We start from the raw sequence: 25,421 nt of genomic DNA on the forward strand, positions 1-25,421 counted from the left end.
TTCGAAGGTGAAGTGCTGCTAAGTCTTTGTTTTCTAGGGGGTGGCAGGTTGATGGCAAATTTTTTCAAAAAAGCCCTCAAGCAACCTGCAAACCCGACGATAACTATTACGAAGGTTCTCTAGGCCATACCCGGCGGTTGCCAGGGCCGGAAGCCGCAGTACCCAACCAACGAGGAATTCGTCATGGCTTTAACAGTAAACACCAACACCACGTCGTTGAACGTTCAGAAAAACCTGAACCGCGCTTCCGACGCTCTGTCGACTTCGATGCAGCGCCTGTCTTCCGGCCTGAAAATCAACAGCGCTAAAGACGACGCCGCTGGCCTGCAGATCTCCACTCGTATGCAATCGCAAATCCGCGGTGGCAACCAGGCTATCCAGAACGCCAACGACGGTATCTCCGTTGCCCAGACCGCTGAAGGCGCTCTGCAAGCTACTACCGACATCCTGCAGCGTATGCGTGAACTGGCTGTTAAAGCACGTACCGGTACCAACGGCACTGCTGATCAGAAAGCGACCAACAAAGAATTCGCGGACATGTCCGACGAAATCACCCGTATCGCTGCTTCCACCAACCTGAACGGCAAAAACCTGCTGGACGGTTCGGCTGGTACTGTGACTCTGCAAGTGGGTGCCAACACCGGTACTGCTAACCACATCGACCTGGTACTGAGCTCCAAGTTCGACGCCGTCAGCCTGTCCGTGGACAAGGCTACTCTGGCTCTGACCGGTACTGACGCTGCTACCGCTGGTAGCAACATCGACAACGCTATCACTGCAATCGACGCCGCTATCGCTGCGATCGGTGATACCCGTGCCAGCCTGGGTGCTTCGCAAAACCGTCTGACCAGCACCATCGCCAACCTGCAGAACATCGTTGAGAACACCACCGCTGCACAGGGTCGTGTACAAGACACCGACTTCGCCGCAGAAACTGCTAACCTGACCAAGCAGCAAACTCTGCAGCAGGCTTCGACCTCCGTTCTGGCTCAAGCCAACCAACTGCCTTCCGCTGTACTGAAGCTGCTTCAGTAATTTCGGAATGAGTTTGGGCGGGGGAGTGCGCTGGTCGTGCTCTCTCGCCTTTTTACGTTAGGAGGTGATGAGCATGGACATGAGCGTAAAGCTTAACCAGTCTTATCCGGCTCCCAAGCCAGTAACGCCGGTCGCTGACAAACCGTCAGAGACACCCAAAGTTGCCAAGGCTGAAGCGCCGGTCGCTGCCAAGGGTCAGGATACGGACGAGACCAAGTTGAAACTGGCGGTGCAGGAGATCGAGAAGTTCGTTCAATCGATCAAGCGCAATCTGGAGTTCTCCATCGACGAACACTCCGGGAAGGTCATCGTCAAGGTGATCGCGAGTGAGACGGGTGAGGTCGTTCGACAGATCCCCTCCGCAGAAGCCCTCAAACTGGCAGACAGCCTCGCCAACGCGAGTCACGTATTGTTCGACGCCAAAGTCTGAGAGCTGGCATGAATAGTGTCTGTCTTTCTTGATGACGCCGGGAAGGGTCAAAAGAACGGCAGCAATCTGAAGGGAGATGCACATGGCAAGTCCAATTTTACCGGGTACGGGCCTGGGTTCCGGCCTGGACATCGGTGCGATCGTTACCGCGCTGGTCAACGCCGACAAGGCGCCGAAGCAGACGCAAATCGATACTGCGACCAAAGCCAACACGCTGAAGATTTCCGGCATCGGTTCGTTGAAGAGCGCGCTGACCGCATTCCAGACGTCGATGAAAAATCTGGGCAGTACGACCAATCCTGCGTTTGCCGGCTTCACCGCGACTTCGAGTAACACGAACGTTCTGAATGCCACATCCGACAGCACCGCAGTGACGGGCAATTACAATGTTGTCGTGACCCAGTTGGCCACCGGTTCGAAAGTCGCCAGTGCCTCTTTTGCCGGCGGTGCCGCCAGTGCCATTCCGAGTGGTACCCTGAAAATCAGTCAGAATGGCACTGATTACAACGTCGACATTCCGGCCGGTTCTACCTTGCAGAACACCCGCGATGCCATCAACAAGGCTCAGGGTGCCAACGGTATTTCCGCCAACATCGTGACCGACGCCAGCGGTGCTTCGCGTCTGGTGATCAGTTCGAACAAAACCGGCGCAGGTTCCGACCTCACCGTCAGCGGTATCGCCGGCCTCGAAATCGATGGTACCAAGCCGATGGGCACCAGTCCGGCGGCAGGTGCTTCGGGCGCAGTTAACGGCGTTGCCCAAAATGCCCTGTTGACGATCGATGGTCTTCAGGTCAGCAGCAAAAGCAACACCGTAACCGGTGCAATCAGTGGTCTGACTCTGAATCTGACAACTGTCAGCGCTGGCACGCCGCCGAGCACTCCGACGGTTGTCAATGTAGATGCCAACACCAAGGGCTTGCAGACATCGATTCAGCAGTTTGTCGATGCCTACAACACGTTGAAGACCACCATCGATACGCTGTCCAAGGCCACACCGGACGAAGATGGCAAGCTGACCGTGCAAGCGGCTTTCACGGGTGACGCGATGCCGCGCGCACTGATTGCCAGTGTTCGCGCCGAGTTGACTGCACCCGGGGCGGGTGGGCCGCTGGCTGTGCTGTCGCAGTTGGGTGTGATGACCGACCGCGACACCGGTAACCTGAAGTTTGATACCGCTGCGTTCAACAAGACCATGGACCAGCCAGGCATGACCGGTCAGGTTCAGCAGTTGTTCACGGGTACCGACGACAGCAATGGGCTGTTGACGCGTATGAGCAAAGCGGTCGATCCGTATCTCAACCCGCCAGCGAACAATAAGTCCGGCACCAGTTTGCTTGATCAGCGCATGGCCATTCTGACCAAAAATACGCGCAGCCTGACTGACCAGCAGCTCGCGCTGGACTTGCGTGTTGCCAACCTCACCAAGACGTTGACTGCAAAATACAACGCCATGGACTTGTTGGTTGGGCAGATGAAGGCCACCGCGAGCAACATCACGTCGTTCTTCAGCTCGCTGAACGCTCAGCAATCTGCGAAGTAACAGGCAAGAACGACAAAAACCCGGCTACGCTTTATCGGCGTGCGCCGGGTTTTTGTCTTTTGATCTAAAGTTCTGTGGCTCGTTGGCGATACACTGGTTATACGAGTCAATGTGGCAAATGAGGTAGAACATGAACCCAATGTTAGCCCTTCGGCAGTACCAGAAAGTCGGCGCGCACGCCCAGACATCCGAGGCGAGTCCGCACCGCCTGGTGCAAATGTTGATGGAAGGTGGCCTGGAGCGCATCGCTCAGGCCAAAGGCGCTATCGAGCGCAAGGATATTGCTGCCAAGTGCACGGCCATCAGTAAGGCCGTTGGCATCATTGGTGGATTGTGTGAAGGCCTGGATCTGGAAAACAGTGCGGACTCGGTCGGCGAGCTCAACCAGCTTTACATCTACATGATGAAGCGACTCGCTGAAGCCAACCTCAAGAGTGATCCACGGATACTCGACGAGGTGGCTGACCTGCTGCGCACCGTAAAGGAAGGCTGGGACGGCATTGCTCCGCCAGGCCCCCAGTTTTAAGGAGAGCACCATGAGTCTTGTATTGCAGCGAATTGCCGATACCCGTGAAGCGTTGGTCGGCGCCTTGGCCGAGCGCAACTGGGAAGCTATTGGCGAGCTGGACCTGGCTTGCCGTTCCTGCATGGAAGACGTCATGGCCGAGGCCTCGCTTGATGAGCAGGCGTTGCGCGATAACCTTGAGGAGTTGCTGCATGTCTACAAGCAGCTGCTTGAAGTCGCCATGGGTGAGCGTCAGGCGATAGTCGACGAGATGTCGCAGATCACCCAAGCGCAGAACGCGGCAAAGGTTTACCATCTGTTTGGTTAATTAACCCTCAGTTAATCCAGACATGTGCGCCATAAATTTGACTGTGCACGGTTTTTTGACTTAACTAGTGGCTGTTTTCAGATTTCAGGCGTCTACAGGCACAAGGTGTCCTGCAAGCGTCTCGCTTGCCCCTCATTTTGGGCATTGAGTTGACTAGGGAAGTTGCTATTGCATGTGGCGTGAAACCAAAATTCTGCTGATCGATGACGATAGCGTCCGCCGCCGCGACCTGGCGGTGATCTTAAATTTTCTTGGCGAAGAAAATTTACCCTGCGGAAGCCATGACTGGCAGCAGGCAGTCGGCTCTTTGTCGTCTAGTCGTGAGGTCATTTGCGTACTGATCGGGACGGTCAATGCTCCTGGTGCGCTTTTGGGCCTGTTAAAGACACTCTCAACCTGGGATGAGTTCCTTCCGGTTTTGCTGATGGGCGATAATTCTTCGGTGGACCTGCCCGAAGACCAACGCCGCCGGGTACTTTCGACCCTCGAAATGCCGCCGAGCTACAGCAAACTGCTCGACTCCCTGCACCGTGCCCAGGTCTATCGCGAAATGTACGACCAGGCCCGCGAGCGCGGCCGTCATCGCGAACCCAACCTGTTCCGCAGTCTCGTCGGCACCAGCCGTGCGATCCAGCACGTGCGTCAGATGATGCAGCAAGTGGCCGACACTGACGCCAGCGTACTGATCCTCGGCGAGTCCGGGACCGGCAAGGAAGTGGTTGCGCGCAACCTGCATTACCATTCCAAGCGCCGTGACGCGCCATTCGTACCGGTCAACTGTGGGGCGATCCCGGCCGAGTTGCTGGAAAGCGAACTGTTCGGCCACGAGAAGGGTGCCTTCACCGGCGCGATCACCAGCCGTGCCGGTCGCTTCGAGCTGGCCAACGGCGGTACGCTGTTCCTCGACGAAATCGGCGACATGCCGCTGCCGATGCAGGTCAAACTGCTGCGCGTGCTGCAGGAGCGTACCTTCGAGCGCGTGGGCAGCAACAAGACCCAGAGCGTCGACGTGCGCATCATCGCCGCGACCCACAAGAATCTCGAAAGCATGATCGAGATCGGCACCTTCCGCGAAGACCTCTACTATCGCCTGAACGTGTTCCCGATCGAGATGGCGCCGCTGCGTGAGCGCGTCGAAGACATTCCGCTGCTGATGAACGAGCTGATCTCGCGCATGGAGCACGAGAAGCGCGGTTCGATCCGCTTCAACTCCGCCGCGATCATGTCCCTGTGCCGCCACGGCTGGCCGGGCAACGTCCGCGAGCTGGCCAATCTGGTGGAGCGCATGGCGATCATGCATCCGTACGGGGTGATCGGCGTGGTCGAGTTGCCGAAGAAATTCCGCTACGTCGACGACGAAGACGAGCAAATGGTCGACAGCCTGCGCAGCGATCTGGAAGAGCGCGTGGCAATCAACGGCCACACGCCGGACTTCACCGCCAACGCCATGCTGCCGCCGGAAGGTCTCGACCTGAAGGACTACCTCGGTGGTCTGGAGCAGGGCTTGATCCAGCAGGCGCTGGACGACGCCAACGGCATCGTGGCCCGCGCCGCCGAACGCCTGCGCATTCGCCGCACCACGCTGGTGGAGAAGATGCGCAAGTACGGCATGAGCCGTCGTGAAGGTGATGAACAGGCGGATGATTGACGCCGGTTTTTCAACTGCTTCATTTATAAGCGGTTTTTTTTAGGCACGGGTATTGCTACGTCCCTCGCAACGTTCCGTTTAACTGACGGTCAGCCAAGCGAGAGAGCACAATGCCCCAAGCCTCCCAGATGTCTTCTGTTCCCGAGTCCTCGGGGCAACTGCCGTCCGTAGAGCAGGCGAGCCGCCAAGGGCTTGAGCAGGCATTCGCCCTGTTCAATCAGATGTCCAGCCAGTTGACCGACTCCTACAGCATGCTCGAAGCCCGGGTCACCGAGCTCAAGGGCGAACTGGCCGTAGTCAGCGCCCAGCGCATGCAGGAGCTGGCGGAAAAAGAACGCCTGGCCAACCGTCTGCAAAACCTCCTCGATCTGTTGCCCGGAGGCGTCATCGTCATCGACGGTCACGGCATTGTGTGCGAGGCCAATCCTGCCGCCATCGATCTGCTGGGCCTGCCGCTGGAAGGCGAGCTGTGGCGCCATGTTATTGCCCGTTGCTTCGCCCCCCGTGAAGACGACGGCCACGAAATTTCCTTGAAGAACGGTCGACGCCTGTCGATTGCCACCCGCTCGCTGGATGCCGAGCCGGGGCAGTTGGTGCTGCTCAACGACCTGACTGAAACCCGTCACTTGCAGGATCAACTGGCGCGCCACGAGCGACTGTCGTCCCTGGGTCGGATGGTCGCGTCGCTGGCGCATCAGATCCGCACGCCATTGTCCGCCGCCTTGTTGTACGCCAGTCATTTGACCGAGCAGGAATTGCCGGTCGCCACCCAGCAGCGTTTCGCCGGTCGCCTCAAGGAGCGCCTGCACGAGCTCGAGCATCAGGTGCGCGACATGCTGGTGTTCGCCCGTGGCGAGCTGCCGCTGACCGACCGTGTCACGCCGAATGCCTTGATGCAGTCATTGCAGGCCGCGGCGCTGACCCATGTGCAGGATCTGCCGATCCGCTGGCAGTGCGACAGCCATGCCGGCGAGTTGCTGTGCAATCGCGACACGCTGGTCGGGGCGCTGCTCAATCTGATTGAAAACGCCATTCAGGCGAGTGCCGGCGAGGTGCGTCTGAAGGTGCATTGCTATACCCGCGACAACACCCTGCGTTTGTGTGTCAGTGACAGCGGCAGCGGTATCGATGCGGCGGTGCTGGCGCGGCTGGGCGAGCCGTTTTTCACCACCAAGGTTACCGGGACCGGCCTGGGCCTGACCGTGGTCAAGGCCGTGGCGCGTGCGCATCAGGGAGAATTGCAGCTGCGTTCGCGGGTCGGGCGCGGTACGTGCGCGCAGGTCATCCTGCCGTTGTTTTCTGTTGTAAAGGGAGCTGAGTGAAGGTCATGGGCATCAAGGTTCTGCTGGTCGAGGATGACCGCTCGTTGCGCGAAGCGCTGGCCGATACGCTGTTGCTGGCCGGTCACGACTATCACGCGGTGGGTTCGGCCGAAGAGGCGCTGAACGCCGTCGAGCGCGAAGCGTTCAGTCTGGTGGTCAGCGACGTCAACATGCCGGGCATGGACGGTCATCAATTGCTCGGTCTGCTGCGCGCGCGGCAACCACAATTGCCGGTGCTGCTGATGACTGCCCATGGCGCGGTCGAGCGCGCGGTCGATGCCATGCGCCAGGGCGCGGCGGATTATCTGGTCAAGCCGTTCGAGCCCAAGGCTCTGCTGGATCTGGTAGCGCGTCACGCCTTGGGCAGCCTTGGCGCCAGTGACGCCGAAGGGCCGGTCGCGGTCGAACCGGCCAGTGCTCAATTGCTGGATCTGGCGGCGCGGGTCGCGCGCAGCGATTCCACCGTGCTGATTTCCGGCGAGTCCGGCACCGGCAAGGAAGTGCTGGCGCGCTACATCCACCAGCAATCCCATCGCGCCAGTCAGCCGTTCATTGCGATCAACTGTGCGGCGATCCCCGACAACATGCTCGAAGCCACCCTGTTCGGTCACGAAAAAGGCTCGTTCACCGGCGCCATCGCGGCCCAGGCCGGCAAGTTCGAACAGGCGGACGGCGGCACCATTCTGCTCGACGAAATTTCTGAAATGCCCCTGGGTTTGCAAGCCAAGCTGCTACGCGTATTGCAGGAGCGGGAAGTGGAGCGGGTCGGCGCACGCAAGCCGATTACCCTCGATATTCGCGTGGTCGCGACCACCAACCGCGACCTGGCCGGTGAAGTGGCGGCGGGGCGGTTCCGTGAAGACCTCTATTATCGTCTGTCGGTATTTCCCCTGGCCTGGCGTCCGTTGCGCGAGCGCACCGCCGATATCCTGCCGCTGGCCAAGCGTCTGTTGGCCAAACACGTCAATAAAATGAAGCATGCGATGGCGAAGTTCTCGCCCGAGGCGCAAGCGTGCCTGATCGGTTATCCGTGGCCGGGCAACGTGCGCGAGCTGGATAACGCGGTCCAGAGGGCCTTGATTCTGCAGCAGGGCGGGTTGATCCAGCCGCAGGATTTCTGTCTCTCCGGGCCTGCGCTGTTTGCTCCATTGCCGGCGGCAGTGCCGGTTGCGCCGGTCATTCGTGAAGTCGAGATCGAGGCGGATTCGGCCGGTGCGCTGGGCGATGACCTGCGTCGCCGCGAGTTCCAGATGATCATCGACACCCTGCGTACCGAGCGCGGTCGACGCAAGGAAGCCGCCGAAAAACTCGGCATCAGCCCGCGCACCCTGCGTTACAAACTGGCGCAAATGCGCGATGCGGGCATGGATGTCGAAGGCTACCTGTTCGCCACCTGACGGGTGGCGCAAACGTTTGAAACGGCTTTTCTGAAAGCGGTGCCCACGAGCTGGCACCGTTGTTGCTAACACCTGAGTACCCGCCGAGTGAGTGTCAAAAAATTGCGGGCCGCCCAAGAGAGTAGACCATGAGCCAAGGTATTGAATTTAATCGGTTGATGATGGACATGAAGGCCATGCAAATGGACGCCATGTCGAAGCCGAAATCGATTGCCGCTGCCCCTGAAGTGGCAGGCAGCAGCTTTTCCGACATGCTCGGTCAGGCCATCAACAAAGTCAGCGATACCCAGCAGGCGTCGACTCAGTTGGCCAACGCATTTGAAATCGGCAAGAGCGGCGTCGATCTGACGGACGTGATGATTGCCTCGCAAAAAGCCAGCGTGTCGTTCCAGGCCTTGACCCAGGTGCGCAACAAGCTGGTTCAGGCTTATCAAGACATCATGCAGATGCCGGTTTAAGGACGAGATTGAGTCATGGCAGAAGCAGTCGCCGATAACGTTCCGGCCAAGGCCACCCCGATAGACGGCAAACCGCCGCTGTTCGGCCTGTCCTTTCTGGAAAACCTCTCCGAGATGACCGTGCTGCGTCAGGTGGGCCTGTTGGTCGGCCTGGCCGCGAGCGTGGCGATTGGCTTTGCCGTGGTGCTGTGGTCGCAGCAACCGGACTACCGGCCTCTGTACGGCAGCCTTGCCGGTATGGACGCCAAGCAGGTCATGGACACCTTGGCCTCCGCCGACATTCCCTACACCGTCGAACCGAATTCCGGCGCCTTGCTGGTCAAGGCCGATGACCTGTCCCGTGCGCGGCTCAAGCTCGCGGCCGCTGGTGTCACTCCCAGCGACGGCAACATCGGTTTTGAAATCCTCGACAAGGAACAGGGTCTGGGCACCAGCCAGTTCATGGAAGCGACCCGTTATCGTCGCGGTCTCGAAGGCGAACTGGCCCGCACCATCTCCAGCCTGAACAACGTCAAGGGCGCGCGCGTTCACCTGGCGATCCCGAAAAGCTCGGTGTTCGTGCGTGACGAGCGCAAGCCAAGCGCTTCGGTACTGGTCGAGCTGTACTCCGGTCGTTCGCTGGAACCAGGCCAGGTCGTTGCCATCATCAATCTGGTGGCGACCTCCGTTCCCGAGCTGAGCAAATCGCAGATCACCGTCGTCGACCAGAAGGGCAACCTGCTGTCGGATCAGGCGGAAAACTCCGAAATGACCATGGCCGGCAAGCAGTTCGACTACAGCCGCCGCATGGAAAGCATGCTCACCCAGCGCGTGCACAACATTCTGCAACCGGTACTGGGCAACGATCGCTACAAGGCTGAGGTCTCGGCCGACGTCGATTTCAGTGCCGTCGAATCGACCGCCGAGCAGTTCAACCCGGATCAACCGGCCCTGCGCAGCGAACAGTCGGTCAACGAACAACGCACCGCCAGCAATGGCCCGCAAGGTGTGCCGGGTGCCCTGAGCAACCAGCCACCGTCGCCGGCTTCGGCGCCGCAAACCACCGGTGGCGCAGCCGCTCCGGCGAGCATGGTGCAGCCAGGTCAGCCACTGGTTGATGCCAACGGTCAGCAGATCATGGACCCGGCCACCGGCCAGCCGATGCTTGCGCCGTACCCGGCGGACAAGCGTCAACAATCCACCAAGAACTTCGAACTCGACCGTTCCATCAGCCACACCAAACAGCAGCAGGGTCGCCTGAATCGCCTGTCGGTGTCGGTGGTGGTGGACGATCAGGTCAAGATCAACCCGGCCAACGGCGAAACGACTCGCGCGCCGTGGAGCGCCGACGAATTGGCGCGCTTCACTCGTCTGGTACAGGACGCCGTCGGCTTCGACGCCAGCCGTGGCGACAGCGTCAGCGTGATCAACATGCCGTTCTCCGCCGAGCGCGGCGAAGTGATCGCCGACATTCCGTTCTACTCCCAGCCATGGTTCTGGGACATCGTCAAACAAGTGCTGGGTGTGCTGTTCATCCTGGTGCTGGTGTTCGGCGTGCTGCGTCCGGTGCTCAACAACATCACCGGTGGTGGCAAAAGCAAGGAGCTGGCCGGTCTGGGCGGCGACATGGAACTCGGTGGCATGGGCGGTCTGGACGGTGAACTGTCCAACGATCGCGTCAGCCTCGGCGGCCCGACCAGCATTCTGCTGCCGAGCCCGAGCGAGGGTTATGACGCTCAGTTGAACGCAATCAAGAGTCTGGTGGCAGAAGACCCGGGTCGTGTGGCCCAGGTCGTGAAAGAGTGGATTAACGCAGATGAGTGATAACCGAGCCGCCGTCGCCAAACTGTCCCGGGTCGATAAAGCCGCGATTCTGCTGCTGTCCCTGGGTTCGACCGATGCCGCACAAGTGCTGCGCCACATGGGCCCCAAAGAGGTCCAGCGTGTAGGTGTGGCCATGGCCCAGATGGGCAACGTCCACCGTGAGCAGGTCGAGCAGGTCATGAGCGAGTTCGTCGACATCGTCGGCGATCAGACCAGCCTGGGCGTCGGCTCCGACGACTACGTGCGCAAAATGCTCACCCAGGCCCTGGGTGAAGACAAGGCCAACGGCCTGATCGACCGCATTCTGCTGGGCGGCAACACCAGCGGCCTCGACAGCCTGAAATGGATGGAGCCGCGCGCCGTTGCCGACGTGATCCGTTACGAACACCCGCAGATCCAGGCGATCGTGGTCGCGTACCTCGATCCGGATCAGGCCGGTGAAGTGCTGGGCAACTTCGACCACAAGGTGCGTCTGGACATCATCCTGCGCGTCTCGTCGTTGAACACTGTGCAGCCGGCCGCATTGAAAGAATTGAACCAGATCCTCGAGAAGCAGTTCTCCGGCAACTCGAACGCCTCGCGTACCACCCTGGGTGGCATCAAGCGGGCGGCGGACATCATGAACTTCCTCGACAGCTCGATCGAAGGCCAGCTCATGGACTCGATCCGCGAAGTCGACGAAGACCTGTCCGGTCAGATCGAAGACCTCATGTTCGTGTTCAACAACCTGGCCGATGTCGACGACCGCGGGATCCAGGCGCTGTTGCGCGAAGTGTCCTCCGATGTGCTGGTGCTGGCCCTCAAGGGTTCGGACGAAGGCGTCAAGGAGAAGATCTTCAAGAACATGTCCAAGCGTGCCGCCGAACTGCTGCGCGACGACCTCGAGGCCAAGGGCCCGGTGCGCGTCAGCGACGTGGAGACCGCGCAGAAGGAAATCCTCACCATCGCCCGCCGTATGGCCGAAGCCGGAGAAATCGTGCTCGGTGGCAAGGGCGGCGAGGAAATGATCTAAGCCCATGGACAAGCATGACGACGATGTGACGGACCTGATCCGTGCCCGGGACGTCCGCGGTTTCGATACCTGGGCCTTGCCCAGCTTCGACCCGCCGAAACCGGAGCCCGAGCCGGAACCGGAGCCTGAACCGCCGGAAATGGAAGAAGTGCCGCTGGAAGAAGTCCAGCCACTGACTCTGGAAGAACTCGAAAGCATCCGTCAGGAGGCCTACAACGAGGGCTTCGCCATCGGCGAAAAGGAAGGCTTCCACAGCGCCACCCTCAAGGTGCGCCAGGAAGCCGAAGTGGTCCTGACGGCCAAGGTCGACAGCCTTGAGCAACTGATGGGCCACCTGTTCGAGCCCATCGCCGAGCAAGACACCCAGATCGAAAAGTCGCTGGTCGACCTTGTGCAGCACATCGCCAAACAGGTGATTCAGCGCGAGCTGGCCATCGACTCGACGCAAATCGAACACGTCATGCGCGACGCCCTCAAGCTGTTGCCGCTGGGCGTGGGCAATGTGCGGCTGTACGTCAATCCACAGGATTTCGAACAGGTCAAAGCCCTGCGCGAACGTCATGAGGAAACCTGGCGCATCGTCGAGGACGAATCCCTGTTGCCGGGCGGTTGCCGGGTCGAGACCGACCACAGCCGGATCGACGCCAGCATCGAAACCCGCGTCAGCCAGGTCATGGCCAAGCTGTTCGACCAGTTGCACGAACAGGCCCTGCACCCGGCCGCGCCGGACCTGAGCCTCGACTTACCGGAAGCGCCAAAACCGGCACCGGCCGCAGAAGAGCCGCTCGCGGACGCCCCCGATGCGCCTTGAACGCACCAGCTTCGCCAAGCGCCTGAGCACCTACGCCGAGGCCACCGAAATCGCCGGTGCGCCGATCCTCGAAGGGCGCCTGCTGCGCATGGTCGGCCTGACGCTCGAAGCCGAAGGCCTGCGCGCCGCCATGGGCACCCGCTGCATGGTGATCAACGACGACACCTATCACCCGTCCCAGGTTGAAGCCGAAGTCATGGGCTTCTCCGGCAGCAAGGTGTTCCTGATGCCGGTCGGCAGTGTGGCCGGCATTGCCCCGGGCGCCCGCGTGGTGCCGCTGGCCGACACCGGTCGCCTGCCGATGGGCATGAGCATGCTTGGTCGCGTGCTGGACGGCGCCGGACGTGCGCTGGACGGCAAGGGCGGCATGAAGGCCGAAGACTGGGTGCCGATGGACGGCCCGACGATCAACCCGCTCAACCGTGACCCGATCAGCGTGCCGCTGGACGTCGGCATCCGTTGCATCAACGGTTTGTTGACGGTCGGACGTGGTCAGCGTCTGGGTCTGTTCGCCGGTACCGGTGTCGGTAAGTCGGTGTTGCTCGGCATGATGACCCGCTTCACGGAGGCCGACATCATTGTCGTCGGCCTGATCGGTGAGCGGGGTCGTGAAGTTAAGGAATTCATCGAGCACATCCTCGGTGAAGAAGGCCTCAAGCGTTCCGTGGTGGTGGCGTCGCCTGCGGACGATGCGCCGCTGATGCGTCTGCGCGCGGCGATGTACTGCACGCGGATCGCCGAGTATTTCCGCGACAAGGGCAAGAACGTCCTGTTGCTGATGGATTCGCTGACCCGTTTTGCCCAGGCCCAGCGGGAAATTGCCCTGGCCATCGGCGAGCCGCCGGCGACCAAGGGTTATCCGCCGTCGGTATTCGCCAAACTGCCGAAACTGGTGGAGCGCGCCGGTAACGCGGAGAAGGGCGGGGGTTCGATCACCGCGTTCTACACCGTGCTGTCCGAGGGCGATGACCAGCAGGACCCGATCGCCGACTCCGCACGGGGCGTGCTCGACGGCCACATCGTATTGTCCCGGCGGCTGGCCGAGGAAGGTCATTACCCGGCCATCGATATCGAAGCCTCGATCAGCCGGGTGATGCCGGCGGTGGTGTCGCCGGAACACATGCAGCGCGCGCAATACTTCAAGCAGCTGTGGTCGCGCTACCAACAGAGCCGTGACCTGATCAGCGTCGGCGCCTATGTCGCTGGCGGTGACCGCGAGACTGACCTTGCCATCAACCTGCAGCCGCAGCTGGTCAGGTATCTGCGTCAGGGCCTCAACGACAACATCAGCCTGGGTGAAAGCGAAGCGTATCTCGGCACGATTTTCGCCCCGGCGGCCGGCGGGTAACCGGTCATGGCCCTGAGTCGAGCCGCGCGTCTGGCGCCGGTGGTGGACATGGCCGAGAAGGCCGAGAAAACCGCCGTGCAACGCCTGGGTTATTTTCAGGGTCAGGTGAAAGTGGCCGAGAGCAAACTCGCCGACTTGCATGCCTTTCGTCTGGATTACTCCGAGCAGTGGATCGTGCGCGGCAGCACGGGCGTTTCCGGGCAATGGCTGCTGGGCTTTCAGGGCTTTCTGGCGCAGCTCGACACCGCTGTCGATCAGCAGCGTCAAAGCCTGCAATGGCACCAGAACAATCTGGACAAGGCCCGCGATGCCTGGCAGCAGGCATTCGCCCGGGTCGAAGGTCTGCGCAAGCTTGTACAACGTTATCTGGATGAAGCGCAGCGCGCCGAAGACAAGCGCGAACAGAAGCTGCTGGACGAGTTGTCCCAGCGTTTGCCGCGCCACGAGGCGTTTTGACGGGCAGATCTCGCACAGATCCCGACGCCATCGCGCCTTGCCCATGGCCCCTCCAAGTGCTAAACCTTGTACAAGTTCGTCAATGACAAGGAAGCCAGTACATGTCAGTCGTTACAGAAGTCTCTCCGGACAAGAAAAAACTGACGATTTCGGTCAAGGGGCGATTCGATTTCGCCAAGCATCAGGAATTTCGCCAATCCTACGAAAAAGAGCAGCCCGAATCGGTGATTGTCGACCTCAAGGAGGCGACCTATCTCGACAGTTCGGCGCTCGGCATGCTGCTTCTGCTGCGTGATCATGTGGGCGGTGACGACTCGGAAATCCGCGTGGTCAACAGCAGCTCCGACGTGAAGAAAATCCTCGCCATCTCCAACTTCGACAAACTGTTCGACATCAGTTGACGGCCATGCAGCCGCAAGAGCCGCTGACGATCCTGATTGCCGAAGACAGCGCCGCTGACCGGCTGTTGTTGTCGACCATCGTCCGTCGTCAGGGGCATGAAGTGCTGACGGCCACCCACGGTGCGGAGGCAGTCGAGGCGTTTATCCGGCAAAAGCCGCATCTGGTGCTGATGGATGCCATGATGCCGGTGATGGACGGGTTCGAAGCCGCACGCCAGATCAAGAAGCTGGCGGGTGAAAACCTGGTGCCGATCATCTTCCTCACGTCGCTGACGGAAAGTGAAGCCCTGGCCCGTTGCCTTGAGGCCGGCGGTGACGACTTTCTGGCGAAGCCTTACAACCAGGTGATCCTCGCCGCCAAAATCAAGGCGATGGATCGCTTGCGACGTTTACAGGCCACGGTTCTTCAGCAGCGTGACCTGATTGCCAAACACCACGAGTATCTGCTCAACGAACAACGGGTCGCCAAGGCCGTGTTCGACAAGGTCGCGCATTCCGGCTGCCTGAGCGCACCGAACATCCGTTACCTGCAATCACCCTATGCGCTGTTCAATGGCGACTTGCTGTTGGCCGCGTACACCCCGGCCGGCGACATGCATGTGTTACTCGGTGACTTCACCGGTCACGGTTTGCCGGCGGCGGTCGGCGCCATGCCGCTGGCCGAGGTGTTCTATGGCATGACCGCCAAGGGTTACGGTCTGGCCGAAACCCTGCGGGAAATGAACGCCAAGCTCAAGCGCATCCTGCCGGTGGACATGTTCTGTTGCGCGACGCTGTTGTGCCTGAGTTTTCAGCGACGCTCGGTGGAAGTCTGGAACGGCGGCATGCCCGACGGTTATCTGCATTGCCTCGCCACCGGGGAGCGCACACCGCTGGCGGCACGTCACCTGCCGCTGGGGGTGCTCAGCCCGCAGACCTTCGATGACCGCACCGAGGTTCATTCGATGGCGGTGGGCGATCGGGTGTTCCTGCTCTCGGACGGGGTCATCGACACCTGCGATGCCAACGATCAGCTGTTCGGTGTCGAGCGCTTGCACCAGGTGTTCGCCGCCAATCGACAGCCGGATCGGCTGTTCGAGGACATCGAGCAGGCGTTGCAGGACTTTCGCGGTGAGGCCCGTGACGATGTGAGCATGGTCGAGGTCAGCCTGCTGGAGATGGCGCAGGTCAATCCGTCGGCGCCGGTGTATTCCGACAGCGGCCAGTCCTGTCCGCTGGACTGGTCGGTGAGCTTCGAATTTCGCGGTGCCACGCTCAAGCGCTTCAACCCGTTGCCTTATCTGTTGCAGTTGCTGCTTGAGGTGCATGGCTTGCGGGCGCAGAGTGGCGCACTGTACAGCGTGCTGGCCGAGCTTTATTCCAACGCGCTGGAGCATGGCGTGCTGGGACTGGATTCGAGCCTCAAGCGCGATGCGTCGGGTTTCGCCCGTTATTACGAGCAGCGCAATGCGCGTCTCGAGGCCTTGCAGGACGGTTACGTGCGCGTGCATTTGCAGGTGCGGCCGGAAGGCGAGGGCGGTTGTCTGGTGGTGCGGGTCGAAGACAGCGGCCAGGGATTTGACGTCTCGCGCGTGATGGAGCGGCCGCTCGACGGTGTCCGTTTGTCGGGGCGCGGCGTCAGCCTGATCCGCCAATTGGCGCGTAATGCCAGCTGGTCAGACGATGGTCGCAGTGCTCGCGTGGAGTTTTTCTGGGAGGCTCTGGCATAATCCGCGCATTCTTGATCAAGGAGTGAACAAGTGGCTGATACACATGTGGACCACGAGGCGCTAAGCGCGCTGCGGGAAGTGATGGAAGACAGCTATCCGGAACTGCTGGATACCTTCCTCGCCGATTCCGAAAATCGCCTGCGCGAGTTGCAGCAGACTGCCGATGCCGACGCATTGTCTTCCGTTGCGCACAGCTTCAAGGGCAGCAGCAGCAACATGGGTGCGACCCGTCTTGCGGTGCTGTGCCAGGAGCTGGAACAGCATGCCAAAGACAAAAGCCCTTCTGAAATCATCAAACTGGTCGCCGACATCCATAGCGAATTCGCCGATGTGCGGCCCGTTTATGTCGCCGAGCGGCAGCGCTCGCTGACGCACTGATCCTGCCGCCGGGCGGTTTTGTCGGAATTCTGACGAAACTGGCCCGGCACTTGCAGTCATCTATCTCAACTGTACCTACGATCCCAGTGCAGCGGAGACCGTGCCATGCCTGCAAGCCCCAACATTCTTCTTCAGACCGCCGCACAGGCCAAGGCGCAAGCTGCCTCGGCCAAATCGTCGGCAGTGGCCGCAGAGCCCGGGGACAAGGCCTCCAGCTTCGCTCAGGTGTTCGCCGATCAAGGCCCGAACAAGCCCTCGGTGAGCGTCGACAATTCGACAAAACCTGCCCGTGACAAGGTCGCCGACAACAGCGGCAAGGAAGACCTCGGCAAGGATCAGTCTGCCGCCACGGAGCCGGCGGTTGCCGATAGCGGCAAAGCCTTGCCCGCCGACAAACCGGCGACGGCGGCAACGGACGACAAGACCGCTACTGATGATGAGACTGCCGATACCGCACCGACTCCTGTTGTCGATACGGCACCGGTGGATCCGGCGCTGGTGGCAGCGGTAGAGCCCGTCGTCACCGCGCCGGTGGTAGCCACCCCCGTTGTCGATACCGCCGCAAAACCGGAAACCGATCAACCTGCCGTGGCGGCATTGCCGGTTATGGTCAAGGATCCGGCGCCGGCCACTGATCCGGCTTTCGACCCCGAGGCGGATCCGCTGGATTCACTGCCTGCCGTGCGCATGGCCATGGAGCAGAGTGGTCACATTTCCGCTTCCAGCCAGTCCCAGCCCAAGGCCACCCCGGCCCAGGCTCAGGCTGACGGCGAATTGACCTCGGCGCAGAACTTCGCTGCCGGCATGGCCAGCATGCTCGATGTGCAGGCTGACAAGGACAGCACCAGTCAGGGCGGTGAGAAGGCGTTCAGCGGTCTGATCGATGATGGCCTGAAAGACCTGAAGACCGCCACCAGCGACACCCGGGTGGATGATTTCGCCAACCGTCTGGCGGCGCTGACCCAGGCTGCCACGCCGAAAACCGCCAACGCGGTGCCGGTGAACCAGCCGATTGCCATGCACCAGAACGGCTGGACCGAGGAAGTGGTCAACCGGGTCATGTACCTGTCGAGCAACAACCTGAAGGCGGCTGACATCCAGTTGCAACCGGCCGAGCTGGGGCGTCTGGATATCCGGGTGAACATGGTCCCGGACCAGCAGACCCAGGTGACGTTCATGAGCGCGCATCCGAGCGTGCGTGAAGCCCTCGACGGTCAGATGCACCGCCTGCGCGACATGTTCAACCAGCAAGGCATGGGGCAGGTCGATGTCAACGTGTCCGACCAGAACCGTGGCTGGCAGGGTCAAGGCCAGGAACAGGCGCAGCAGGGGCAGGGCGGTCGCACCAGCGCTGCCGGCGGTCGCCTGGATTCGGCCGAAGAAGAGCTGACGCCGGCCTCCGTGGCTGAAGCGGCGGCCACGGCTACTCACGTGATCGGCTCCAGCGCCGTCGACTACTACGCCTGATTAATCCTCCCCCGAGGGAGCGGCCCTGTCCGCTCCCTCGTCCGTTTTGCCACCGCTCACCATTTCCCTCCGACACTTCTGGCATAACACTTGCTCTTGCCTTGCCGTGCGACTGTGAAAACCCGATTAGTGACGGATTATTGGCATGGCGAAGAGCGAAGCTGCAGCAGTAAAAGACCCCGCAACCAAAGGCAAACTCAAGCTGATCATCATGATCGTGTTGGGTCTGTTGCTGGCCATCGGCACGTCCGTGGGGGCGACCTGGTTCTTCATGCACAGCGCCCAGAGCAAGCCCGAGGCGGCGGCCGAAGCGGCCCCGGTCGGTAAGCAACCGGCGATTTTCGAGCCGATGGCGCCGGCTTTCGTGGCCAACTACAACCAGAACGGCCGTCAGCGCTACATGCAGGTGAGCATCACCATGCTGGCGCGCAATCAGGCGGATCTGGAAGCGCTCAAAGTGCACATGCCGGTGATCCGCAACAACCTGGTGATGCTCTTCTCCGGTCAGGATTTCGCCACGCTGGCGACTCCGGTCGGTCAAGAGATGTTGCGCCAGAAGGCCACAGCCAGCGTCCAGGAAGTGGCGCAGAAAGAGCTGGGCAAAGTGGTGATCGAACAGTTGCTTTTCACTAATTTCGTACTGCAGTAGGAACACGACATGGCCGTGCAGGATCTGCTGTCCCAGGATGAAATCGACGCGCTGTTGCATGGCGTCGACGATGGTCTGGTACAGACCGATAACGCTGCCGAACCCGGCAGTGTCAAAAGCTACGACCTGACCAGCCAGGATCGCATCGTCCGTGGACGCATGCCGACTCTGGAAATGATCAACGAGCGTTTTGCCCGCTACACCCGCATCAGCATGTTCAACATGCTGCGCCGCTCGGCGGACGTTGCCGTCGGTGGCGTACAGGTGATGAAGTTCGGCGAATACGTGCACTCGCTGTACGTGCCGACCAGCCTCAACCTGGTCAAGATCAAACCCCTGCGCGGCACCGCGCTGTTCATCCTCGACGCCAAACTGGTGTTCAAGCTGGTGGACAACTTCTTCGGCGGCGACGGCCGTCACGCCAAGATCGAAGGGCGTGAATTCACCCCGACCGAACTGCGCGTGGTGCGCATGGTGCTGGAGCAGGCGTTCGTCGACTTGAAGGAAGCCTGGCAGGCGATCATGGAAGTCAACTTCGAGTACATCAACTCGGAAGTGAACCCGGCCATGGCCAACATCGTCGGCCCGAGCGAAGCGATCGTGGTCTCGACCTTCCACATCGAACTCGACGGCGGTGGCGGCGACCTGCACGTGACCATGCCGTACTCGATGATCGAGCCGGTGCGCGAAATGCTCGACGCCGGTTTCCAGTCGGACCTCGACGACCAGGACGAGCGCTGGGTCAACGCCCTGCGCCAGGACGTGCTCGACGTCGACGTGCCGATCGGTGCCACCGTGGCGCGCCGCCAGTTGAAACTGCGCGACATCCTGCACATGCAGCCGGGTGACGTGATTCCGGTGGAGATGCCGGAAGACATGATCATGCGCGCCAACGGCGTGCCGGCCTTCAAGGTCAAGATGGGCTCGCACAAAGGCAACCTTGCGTTGCAGGTTATCGAGCCGATCGAGCGCCGCTGAAGCGGCGCCCTCACTCCCTGATTCTTTTACCGGTTTTTTGCCCGCCGAGGACAAATGATGAACGACGATATGAACACCCAGGACGATCAGGCACTGGCCGATGAATGGGCTGCCGCCCTGGAAGAAACCGGTGAAGCCGGGCAGGCCGACATCGACGCGCTGCTGGCCGCCGATGCAGGTGCTTCGAGCTCCAACCGTCTGCCGATGGAAGAGTTCGGCAGCGTGCCGAAGAACAACGACCCAGTGACCCTCGACGGTCCTAACCTGGACGTGATTCTCGACATCCCAGTATCGATCTCGATGGAAGTGGGCAGCACCGACATCAACATTCGCAACCTGCTGCAACTCAACCAGGGTTCGGTGATCGAGCTCGATCGTCTGGCCGGCGAGCCGCTGGACGTGTTGGTCAACGGCACCCTGATCGCCCACGGTGAAGTGGTTGTGGTCAACGAAAAGTTCGGCATCCGTCTGACTGACGTGATCAGCCCGAGCGAACGCATCAAGAAGCTGCGCTGAGTGAAAAAGGTTCTGGGGGCTTTGTTCGGTCTGGCGCTGGCGTTGCCGTTCAGCGTACTCGCGGCCGAGCCGGTGGCGGCAACTGCGGCCACTGCTGCGCCGGCCGTCAACAGCGGCGTGGCGGGTCAGCTGACGCAACTGGTGCTGGGTCTGTTGCTGGTACTGGGGTTGATCTTCTTCCTCGCCTGGCTATTGCGCCGGGTGCAGCAGGCAGGTCCCGCCGGCAAGGGTCAGGTGATCGAGTTGATCGGTTCCCGCGCGCTCGGGCCGCGTGACCGTCTGATGCTGGTGCAGGTCGGCAACGAGCAGATCCTGCTCGGCCTCAGCCCTGGAACCATCACTGCGTTGCACGTGCTCAAAGAGCCGGTCGAGGTGCCGAGCACCGCCGACAAAGCGACTCCGGAATTTGCCCAGCATCTGTTGAAGATCCTCGGCAAGGATCAGAAGGATAAGAAGTAATGGGTGCGTTGCGCATCGTCTTGACCCTGGCCTTGATGTTGGCCGCGCCGCTGGCATTCGCCGCCGATCCTTTGTCGATCCCGGCGATCACACTGGGCACCAACGCCGAGGGCGCGCAGGAGTATTCGGTCAGCCTGCAGATCCTGCTGATCATGACGGCGCTGAGCTTCATTCCGGCCGCCGTCATCCTGATGACCAGTTTCACCCGGATCATCATCGTCTTCTCGATCCTGCGTCAGGCCCTGGGCTTGCAGCAGACACCGTCGAACCAGATCCTCACCGGCATGGCGCTGTTTCTGACGCTGTTCATCATGGCGCCAGTGTTCGATCGTGTGAACAACGATGCCTTGCAGCCGTACCTCGCGGAAAAGCTGACGGCCCAGCAGGCGGTGGAAAAGGCTCAAGTGCCGATCAAGGACTTCATGCTCGCCCAGACCCGCTCCAGCGATCTGGAGCTGTTCATGCGCCTGTCCAAGCGCACCGACATCGCCACTCCGGATGCTGCGCCGCTGACGATTCTGGTGCCGGCGTTCGTGACGTCTGAACTGAAGACTGCGTTCCAGATCGGCTTCATGATCTTCATCCCGTTCCTGATCATCGACCTGGTGGTCGCGAGCGTGCTGATGGCGATGGGTATGATGATGCTGTCGCCGCTGATCATTTCCCTGCCGTTCAAAATCATGCTGTTCGTGCTGGTGGATGGCTGGGCGCTGATCATCGGCACCCTGGCCAGCAGTTTCGGAGGTGTATCGCCATGACGCCAGAAGTAGCGGTCGACATCTTTCGCGAAGCCCTGTGGCTGACCACCATGATGGTGGCGATCCTGGTGGTGCCGAGTCTGTTGGTGGGCCTGCTGGTGTCGATGTTCCAGGCCGCCACCCAGATCAACGAACAGACCCTGAGCTTCCTGCCGCGTCTGCTGGTGATGCTGGTCACGCTGATCGTCGCCGGCCCGTGGCTGGTGCAGACGTTCATGGAATACATCACGCAGTTGTACAAAAACATTCCGATGGTCATCGGCTAAGCCATGCAATCGCTGCTTCAGTTGACCGATACCCAGATCAGCACCTGGGTGGCGTCGTTCATGCTGCCGATGTTTCGCGTCGCCTCGATGTTGATGGTGATGCCGGTCTTCGGAACCACGCTGGTGCCCCGGCGGATCCGTCTTTACTTCGCCTTCGCGATCACTGTGGTGATCACGCCCAACCTGCCGGCAATGCCGGCGGTCAGCCCGCTGGATCTCAGCGGTTTGCTGCTGATCGCCGAGCAGATTCTGGTCGGTGCGGTGCTGGGCTTCTCTCTGCAATTGTTCTTTCAGGCCTTCGTGGTGGCGGGGCAGATCGTCGCGATCCAGATGGGCATGGGCTTCGCGTCGATGATCGACCCTACCAACGGCGTGTCGGTGGCGGTGATCGGGCAGTTCTTCACGATGCTGGTGACCTTGCTGTTCCTGTCGATGAACGGGCACCTGGTGGTCTTCGAAGTGCTCACCGAAAGCTTCACCACGCTGCCGGTCGGCGGCGGGTTGATGACCACGCATTACTGGGAACTGGCCGGCAAACTCGGCTGGGTGCTGGGTGCCGCCTTGTTGCTGGTGCTGCCGGCGGTCACTGCGCTGCTGGTGGTCAACATCGCGTTTGGCGTGATGACCCGCGCTGCGCCACAGCTCAACATTTTCTCCATCGGCTTTCCGCTGACCCTCGTACTCGGCCTGTTCATCGTCTGGGTCGGGTTGGCGGACATTCTCAATCAGTATCAACCGCTGGCCACCGAGGCCTTGCAGTTTTTACGCGAACTGGCACAGGCGCGCTGAGTCATGGCTGAGAGCGAAAGCGGTCAGGACAAAACAGAAGACCCTACGGAGAAGCGCAAGAAGGACTCCCGGGAAAAGGGTGAGATTGCGCGCTCCAAGGAGCTCAACACCCTGGCGATCATGCTCGCCGGCTCTGCAGCGCTGCTGATTTTTGGCGGGATGCTGGCGCAGGATTTGATGGACCTGATGCGCCAGAACTTCACGCTGTCGCGCGAAGTGATCATGGACGAGCGCTCCATGGCGACGTTCCTGATGAACTCCGGATTGCAGGCATTGCTGGCGATTCAGCCGATCATGATCACCCTGTTGGTGGCGGCTTTCCTCGGGCCGATTGCGCTGGGTGGTTGGCTGTTCGCCGCTGGTTCGCTGGCACCCAAGTTCAGCCGGATGAACCCGGCGGCGGGCCTCAAGCGGATGTTCTCGATGAAGGCTGTGGTCGAGTTGCTCAAGGCCCTGGCCAAGTTTCTCATCACCTTGGGTGTGGCGCTGGTGGTGCTCAATTCGGACATCGACGACCTGCTGCGCATTGCCCATGAACCGCTGGACCGGGCGATCATTCACAGCTTGCAACTGGTGGGCTGGAGCTCGCTGTGGCTGGCGTGCGGCTTGATCATCATCGCCGCCGTCGACGTTCCTGTGCAGATCTGGGAGAGCATCAAGAAGCTCAAGATGACCAAGCAGGAAGTGCGCGACGAGCACAAGGACCAGGAAGGTCGGCCGGAGGTCAAGCAACGGATTCGCCAGGTCCAGCGCGAGATGTCGCAGCGCCGGATGATGGCGGCGATTCCGGATGCCGACGTGGTCATCACCAACCCGACCCACTACGCCGTGGCGCTCAAGTACGACGCCGAGAAGGGTGGGGCGCCGATGCTGCTGGCCAAGGGCAGCGACTTCCTGGCGCTGAAGATCCGCGAAATCGCCGTGGCCAACAACGTCATGCTCCTCGAATCGCCAGCGCTGGCGCGTTCGATCTATTACTCCACGGAGCTGGAAGAAGAAATCCCCGGCGGCCTGTACCTGGCGGTCGCCCAGGTTCTGGCCTACGTCTACCAGATCCGCCAGCACCGTGCGGGCAAGGGCAAGTTCCCGGAACCGCTCAAGGACGACCTGCCGATTCCGCCGGATCTGCGGCGCGATTCCTGATTCTGATGAAACAAAAAAACCGCCTCCGGTTGAATCCGGTGGCGGTTTTTTTATGCCTGATGATCTGTGGTGCTTGTGAGGCCGCCTTCGCGGGCAAGTCGAATCGTCGCACCGCCGCTCCCACAGGGAAATGCATTCCAAATGTGGGAGCGGGCTTGCCCGCGAAGGCGTCAGTAGCCACGGCACATCACTCAAGCCCTTACACAGGGTTCGGCGACGGCGGTAATTCCAGATTGTCCAGCACCCGATTCACTGCCAGCTCGCCGAGCATGATCAGTTGCGCAATCCCCACCAGCGTCCTGCGCTGCGAGGCGGGCATGAGGTGGGTGAAGTCATTGACGATGGTTCTGGCGGAAGCCAGGGTTTCGCAGGCATCGACCAGCAGCTCTTCGTTTTTGAAGTCCGCGGTGACGGCGTACATTCTGCGGGTTTTGCGCGGTGGCGGCGTGGAGTCGGGCGGGCAGAGATAGTGATCGAGGGCGCGGTCGGCGGCTTCGTGAAGCTTTCTGGAATCGGCGGATTCGTAGGGCGAGGCGGGATCGGTTTCGGGTGGATTGGGTGTGGGTTTGATCATGGTGAAGCTCCTATAAAGTGGAGCCGCCCGGAACTGTCGCTAAACAGTAAGGTGGCGGCTGTACGCAGGTTAGCGAACCGGTTATAGGCACCCGGCAGACCCGAGGGTCTCCCGCATACAGCCACCATAGCGGAGTTGCAGACATTGAATCTGCGACAAGGCATCGAGCGCTGGTGCACCTATTTATGATTCGAGTCGCTAAACCCGATCGCTGATTCGTCAGCGACCGACCCACAATAGGCCCCGACCCCAAAGCGCACAAGCCGGCGGATTCTGGCGTAGCTGTAGGCAACGGCGCAAGGATTCGTAGCCTCAAACGCGTGTCTGGAGGTGTCTTTTAAACGCCGGAGTTTAAGGGGCACTTGATGCCGCCGGTCTGAAAAGACCCTCCACCTGTTAGTTCTGACAGTAGACGCGTGTTGTTCCCTGGCGCCTCATAAACCCGCAATTCACGCCGTTGCCTATTCGCACTCTGCGAACGCAGTGGTTGATAACTCATTCACTGGAAATCCGAGGTAGATCATGACAAGGCGCGTTTATCGAAAACTGCCGGGCATGGAGATGGAGTTCGTTTCAGGGAAGCTGGAAAGGGACGCAGGCGAGCGGGCCATCTTCTATGAGGTGACGTTCGACCTGAAGCTGGACTTTCTCAACTTTCTGGTCATGGCCAATCAGTTCATTCCGAGTTATCTGGATAATCCCATCAATGCGATCCGGCCTGAACTGGCCGGGTTTGCGTATCACTACTCCTACAACTACTTCTTTGGCGCAGCCGGTAATATCCGCGATAACCCGTCGTTGTTCGCTCTATTTACCGACCCCAGTTATTACATGGACCAGTGGGCGAGTGATGGCGGGCCCGTAGAACAACGATATGGAAAACCCTCATTCACGGTGTTCGGCAACCAATTGCGCATCACGGCGCGGCAGTACTTTCGACTGGATGCGGGCGCGCCTCCGATCGAAATCAGTGATCTGCCATTCATGCGTTTCGAATGGGCATTGAACCTGATGGAAGGTCATGTGAAGTCCACTGATGTCGCGCCTGTCACCAGGGTGGTACTGATGTATACGGAGGAGGATGTTGTCGATGTCGGCGGTCACAACGTGTTCAGGGGCACGCGCTATCTGGATAATGCGGCCCTCTCTTTCGGTTCGATCACTTCGGAGCACATTCTGGTAGCCGGTTGACTATCGGGGTTTCTTCTCAGTGAACATCGCTGAACAGGGGCGGGCGC

Annotated in this window: 28 protein-coding genes; 27 read left to right on the plus strand and 1 reads right to left on the minus strand. The window is 60.6% G+C overall.

All coding sequences use genetic code 11. The annotated features are described in order from the left end of the window. The first annotated feature begins 183 nt into the window (after window positions 1–183). The 26 genes from AC0R79_RS08895 to flhB all read left to right on the plus strand — a co-directional run bounded on the left by AC0R79_RS08895 (window position 184) and on the right by flhB (window position 23,609). Window positions 184–1,035, plus strand: a complete 852-nt coding sequence (locus AC0R79_RS08895; protein WP_127797293.1) for a flagellin domain-containing protein — start codon at window positions 184–186, stop codon at window positions 1,033–1,035. A gap of 73 nt (window positions 1,036–1,108) precedes the next feature. Next, entirely contained in the window at window positions 1,109–1,465 is a 357-nt protein-coding gene (locus tag AC0R79_RS08900; protein ID WP_127797294.1) for a flagellar protein FlaG, read from the plus strand. Between the two features lie 82 nt (window positions 1,466–1,547). Beyond that, window positions 1,548–3,008: a flagellar filament capping protein FliD gene (gene fliD, locus AC0R79_RS08905; protein ID WP_127797295.1), complete on the plus strand. Its 1,461-nt coding sequence runs from the start codon at window positions 1,548–1,550 to the stop codon at window positions 3,006–3,008. Between the two features lie 130 nt (window positions 3,009–3,138). Next, a complete protein-coding gene (fliS, locus tag AC0R79_RS08910; protein ID WP_127797296.1) occupies window positions 3,139–3,534 on the plus strand; it encodes a flagellar export chaperone FliS in 396 nt (131 codons plus the stop codon). A gap of 10 nt (window positions 3,535–3,544) precedes the next feature. Beyond that, complete coding sequence (fliT, locus tag AC0R79_RS08915) at window positions 3,545–3,841, plus strand: flagellar protein FliT (RefSeq protein ID WP_127797297.1); 297 nt, start codon at window positions 3,545–3,547, stop codon at window positions 3,839–3,841. Between the two features lie 172 nt (window positions 3,842–4,013). Continuing rightward, complete coding sequence (locus AC0R79_RS08920) at window positions 4,014–5,489, plus strand: sigma-54 dependent transcriptional regulator (protein ID WP_003222863.1); 1,476 nt, start codon at window positions 4,014–4,016, stop codon at window positions 5,487–5,489. A gap of 110 nt (window positions 5,490–5,599) precedes the next feature. Continuing rightward, window positions 5,600–6,811: a sensor histidine kinase gene (locus tag AC0R79_RS08925; protein ID WP_474734141.1), complete on the plus strand. Its 1,212-nt coding sequence runs from the start codon at window positions 5,600–5,602 to the stop codon at window positions 6,809–6,811. Window positions 6,812–6,816: 5 nt separating this feature from the next. Beyond that, the gene (locus tag AC0R79_RS08930; protein ID WP_474734142.1) at window positions 6,817–8,208 is read left to right on the plus strand and encodes a sigma-54-dependent transcriptional regulator; all 1,392 of its coding nucleotides are present in this window, start codon (window positions 6,817–6,819) and stop codon (window positions 8,206–8,208) included. Between the two features lie 128 nt (window positions 8,209–8,336). Continuing rightward, window positions 8,337–8,666 carry a flagellar hook-basal body complex protein FliE gene (gene fliE / locus AC0R79_RS08935; RefSeq protein WP_007958292.1) on the plus strand — a complete coding sequence of 110 codons (330 nt, stop codon included), beginning with the start codon at window positions 8,337–8,339 and terminating at the stop codon, window positions 8,664–8,666. Between the two features lie 15 nt (window positions 8,667–8,681). Then, window positions 8,682–10,469: a flagellar basal-body MS-ring/collar protein FliF gene (gene fliF / locus AC0R79_RS08940; RefSeq protein WP_007958290.1), complete on the plus strand. Its 1,788-nt coding sequence runs from the start codon at window positions 8,682–8,684 to the stop codon at window positions 10,467–10,469. Then, window positions 10,462–11,481 carry a flagellar motor switch protein FliG gene (fliG, locus tag AC0R79_RS08945; RefSeq protein WP_007958288.1) on the plus strand — a complete coding sequence of 340 codons (1,020 nt, stop codon included), beginning with the start codon at window positions 10,462–10,464 and terminating at the stop codon, window positions 11,479–11,481. Before fliF ends, fliG begins: the two co-directional genes overlap by 8 nt. 4 nt (window positions 11,482–11,485) lie before the next feature. Further along, window positions 11,486–12,292, plus strand: coding sequence for a flagellar assembly protein FliH (gene fliH / locus AC0R79_RS08950; RefSeq protein ID WP_474734144.1), 807 nt, complete (start codon window positions 11,486–11,488; stop codon window positions 12,290–12,292). Then, window positions 12,282–13,640: a flagellar protein export ATPase FliI gene (fliI, locus tag AC0R79_RS08955; RefSeq protein WP_085605786.1), complete on the plus strand. Its 1,359-nt coding sequence runs from the start codon at window positions 12,282–12,284 to the stop codon at window positions 13,638–13,640. Before fliH ends, fliI begins: the two co-directional genes overlap by 11 nt. Window positions 13,641–13,646: 6 nt before the next feature. After that, window positions 13,647–14,096 carry a flagellar export protein FliJ gene (gene fliJ, locus AC0R79_RS08960; protein ID WP_007951935.1) on the plus strand — a complete coding sequence of 150 codons (450 nt, stop codon included), beginning with the start codon at window positions 13,647–13,649 and terminating at the stop codon, window positions 14,094–14,096. Window positions 14,097–14,197: 101 nt separating this feature from the next. After that, window positions 14,198–14,497, plus strand: coding sequence for an STAS domain-containing protein (locus AC0R79_RS08965; protein WP_007951938.1), 300 nt, complete (start codon window positions 14,198–14,200; stop codon window positions 14,495–14,497). Between the two features lie 5 nt (window positions 14,498–14,502). After that, window positions 14,503–16,206 (plus strand): ATP-binding SpoIIE family protein phosphatase, encoded by a 1,704-nt coding sequence (locus AC0R79_RS08970; protein WP_127797301.1) that lies wholly within the window; start codon window positions 14,503–14,505, stop codon window positions 16,204–16,206. 30 nt (window positions 16,207–16,236) lie between these two features. Next, complete coding sequence (locus AC0R79_RS08975) at window positions 16,237–16,584, plus strand: Hpt domain-containing protein (RefSeq protein ID WP_007951942.1); 348 nt, start codon at window positions 16,237–16,239, stop codon at window positions 16,582–16,584. Window positions 16,585–16,689: 105 nt separating this feature from the next. Beyond that, window positions 16,690–18,051 (plus strand): flagellar hook-length control protein FliK, encoded by a 1,362-nt coding sequence (locus AC0R79_RS08980; RefSeq protein ID WP_474734147.1) that lies wholly within the window; start codon window positions 16,690–16,692, stop codon window positions 18,049–18,051. 145 nt (window positions 18,052–18,196) lie between these two features. Then, entirely contained in the window at window positions 18,197–18,700 is a 504-nt protein-coding gene (gene fliL / locus AC0R79_RS08985) for a flagellar basal body-associated protein FliL (RefSeq protein ID WP_085666707.1), read from the plus strand. 9 nt (window positions 18,701–18,709) lie between these two features. Then, entirely contained in the window at window positions 18,710–19,678 is a 969-nt protein-coding gene (fliM, locus tag AC0R79_RS08990) for a flagellar motor switch protein FliM (protein ID WP_003222890.1), read from the plus strand. A 57-nt stretch (window positions 19,679–19,735) separates the two neighbouring features. Next, a complete protein-coding gene (fliN, locus tag AC0R79_RS08995) occupies window positions 19,736–20,194 on the plus strand; it encodes a flagellar motor switch protein FliN (RefSeq protein ID WP_007951948.1) in 459 nt (152 codons plus the stop codon). Further along, entirely contained in the window at window positions 20,195–20,653 is a 459-nt protein-coding gene (gene fliO, locus AC0R79_RS09000) for a flagellar biosynthetic protein FliO (protein ID WP_085747106.1), read from the plus strand. Next, window positions 20,653–21,411, plus strand: a complete 759-nt coding sequence (gene fliP / locus AC0R79_RS09005; RefSeq protein ID WP_039765605.1) for a flagellar type III secretion system pore protein FliP — start codon at window positions 20,653–20,655, stop codon at window positions 21,409–21,411. The genes fliO and fliP overlap by 1 nt, the downstream gene beginning before the upstream one ends. Then, window positions 21,408–21,677: a flagellar biosynthesis protein FliQ gene (fliQ, locus tag AC0R79_RS09010; protein WP_007951951.1), complete on the plus strand. Its 270-nt coding sequence runs from the start codon at window positions 21,408–21,410 to the stop codon at window positions 21,675–21,677. Before fliP ends, fliQ begins: the two co-directional genes overlap by 4 nt. A gap of 3 nt (window positions 21,678–21,680) precedes the next feature. Continuing rightward, window positions 21,681–22,466, plus strand: coding sequence for a flagellar biosynthetic protein FliR (fliR, locus tag AC0R79_RS09015; protein ID WP_127797304.1), 786 nt, complete (start codon window positions 21,681–21,683; stop codon window positions 22,464–22,466). 3 nt (window positions 22,467–22,469) lie between these two features. After that, complete coding sequence (gene flhB / locus AC0R79_RS09020) at window positions 22,470–23,609, plus strand: flagellar biosynthesis protein FlhB (protein ID WP_474734150.1); 1,140 nt, start codon at window positions 22,470–22,472, stop codon at window positions 23,607–23,609. A gap of 199 nt (window positions 23,610–23,808) precedes the next feature. Here flhB and AC0R79_RS09025 read toward each other — a convergent pair whose 3' ends face one another. After that, window positions 23,809–24,183, minus strand: a complete 375-nt coding sequence (locus AC0R79_RS09025; protein ID WP_474734152.1) for a DUF6124 family protein — start codon at window positions 24,181–24,183, stop codon at window positions 23,809–23,811. 522 nt (window positions 24,184–24,705) lie between these two features. On the opposite strand from AC0R79_RS09025, the gene AC0R79_RS09030 reads away from it, so the two are divergent. Continuing rightward, window positions 24,706–25,374, plus strand: coding sequence for a hypothetical protein (locus AC0R79_RS09030; protein ID WP_375746052.1), 669 nt, complete (start codon window positions 24,706–24,708; stop codon window positions 25,372–25,374). The last annotated feature ends 47 nt before the right edge of the window (window positions 25,375–25,421 follow it).

This window comes from Pseudomonas sp. HD57-3 (assembly GCF_056113135.1).

What these genes read in the sequence shown, in the direction of transcription:
- AC0R79_RS08895 (WP_127797293.1), top strand. Translation starts at nt 184, where the DNA reads ATGGCTTTAACAGTAAACACCAACACCACGTCGTTGAACGTTCAGAAA.
- AC0R79_RS08900 (WP_127797294.1), top strand. Translation starts at nt 1,109, where the DNA reads ATGGACATGAGCGTAAAGCTTAACCAGTCTTATCCGGCTCCCAAGCCA.
- fliD (WP_127797295.1), top strand. Translation starts at nt 1,548, where the DNA reads ATGGCAAGTCCAATTTTACCGGGTACGGGCCTGGGTTCCGGCCTGGAC.
- fliS (WP_127797296.1), top strand. Translation starts at nt 3,139, where the DNA reads ATGAACCCAATGTTAGCCCTTCGGCAGTACCAGAAAGTCGGCGCGCAC.
- fliT (WP_127797297.1), top strand. Translation starts at nt 3,545, where the DNA reads ATGAGTCTTGTATTGCAGCGAATTGCCGATACCCGTGAAGCGTTGGTC.
- AC0R79_RS08920 (WP_003222863.1), top strand. Translation starts at nt 4,014, where the DNA reads ATGTGGCGTGAAACCAAAATTCTGCTGATCGATGACGATAGCGTCCGC.
- AC0R79_RS08925 (WP_474734141.1), top strand. Translation starts at nt 5,600, where the DNA reads ATGCCCCAAGCCTCCCAGATGTCTTCTGTTCCCGAGTCCTCGGGGCAA.
- AC0R79_RS08930 (WP_474734142.1), top strand. Translation starts at nt 6,817, where the DNA reads ATGGGCATCAAGGTTCTGCTGGTCGAGGATGACCGCTCGTTGCGCGAA.
- fliE (WP_007958292.1), top strand. Translation starts at nt 8,337, where the DNA reads ATGAGCCAAGGTATTGAATTTAATCGGTTGATGATGGACATGAAGGCC.
- fliF (WP_007958290.1), top strand. Translation starts at nt 8,682, where the DNA reads ATGGCAGAAGCAGTCGCCGATAACGTTCCGGCCAAGGCCACCCCGATA.
- fliG (WP_007958288.1), top strand. Translation starts at nt 10,462, where the DNA reads ATGAGTGATAACCGAGCCGCCGTCGCCAAACTGTCCCGGGTCGATAAA.
- fliH (WP_474734144.1), top strand. Translation starts at nt 11,486, where the DNA reads ATGGACAAGCATGACGACGATGTGACGGACCTGATCCGTGCCCGGGAC.
- fliI (WP_085605786.1), top strand. Translation starts at nt 12,282, where the DNA reads ATGCGCCTTGAACGCACCAGCTTCGCCAAGCGCCTGAGCACCTACGCC.
- fliJ (WP_007951935.1), top strand. Translation starts at nt 13,647, where the DNA reads ATGGCCCTGAGTCGAGCCGCGCGTCTGGCGCCGGTGGTGGACATGGCC.
- AC0R79_RS08965 (WP_007951938.1), top strand. Translation starts at nt 14,198, where the DNA reads ATGTCAGTCGTTACAGAAGTCTCTCCGGACAAGAAAAAACTGACGATT.
- AC0R79_RS08970 (WP_127797301.1), top strand. Translation starts at nt 14,503, where the DNA reads ATGCAGCCGCAAGAGCCGCTGACGATCCTGATTGCCGAAGACAGCGCC.
- AC0R79_RS08980 (WP_474734147.1), top strand. Translation starts at nt 16,690, where the DNA reads ATGCCTGCAAGCCCCAACATTCTTCTTCAGACCGCCGCACAGGCCAAG.
- fliL (WP_085666707.1), top strand. Translation starts at nt 18,197, where the DNA reads ATGGCGAAGAGCGAAGCTGCAGCAGTAAAAGACCCCGCAACCAAAGGC.
- fliM (WP_003222890.1), top strand. Translation starts at nt 18,710, where the DNA reads ATGGCCGTGCAGGATCTGCTGTCCCAGGATGAAATCGACGCGCTGTTG.
- fliN (WP_007951948.1), top strand. Translation starts at nt 19,736, where the DNA reads ATGAACGACGATATGAACACCCAGGACGATCAGGCACTGGCCGATGAA.
- fliP (WP_039765605.1), top strand. Translation starts at nt 20,653, where the DNA reads ATGGGTGCGTTGCGCATCGTCTTGACCCTGGCCTTGATGTTGGCCGCG.
- fliQ (WP_007951951.1), top strand. Translation starts at nt 21,408, where the DNA reads ATGACGCCAGAAGTAGCGGTCGACATCTTTCGCGAAGCCCTGTGGCTG.
- fliR (WP_127797304.1), top strand. Translation starts at nt 21,681, where the DNA reads ATGCAATCGCTGCTTCAGTTGACCGATACCCAGATCAGCACCTGGGTG.
- flhB (WP_474734150.1), top strand. Translation starts at nt 22,470, where the DNA reads ATGGCTGAGAGCGAAAGCGGTCAGGACAAAACAGAAGACCCTACGGAG.
- AC0R79_RS09025 (WP_474734152.1), bottom strand. Translation starts at nt 24,183, where the DNA reads ATGATCAAACCCACACCCAATCCACCCGAAACCGATCCCGCCTCGCCC.
- AC0R79_RS09030 (WP_375746052.1), top strand. Translation starts at nt 24,706, where the DNA reads ATGACAAGGCGCGTTTATCGAAAACTGCCGGGCATGGAGATGGAGTTC.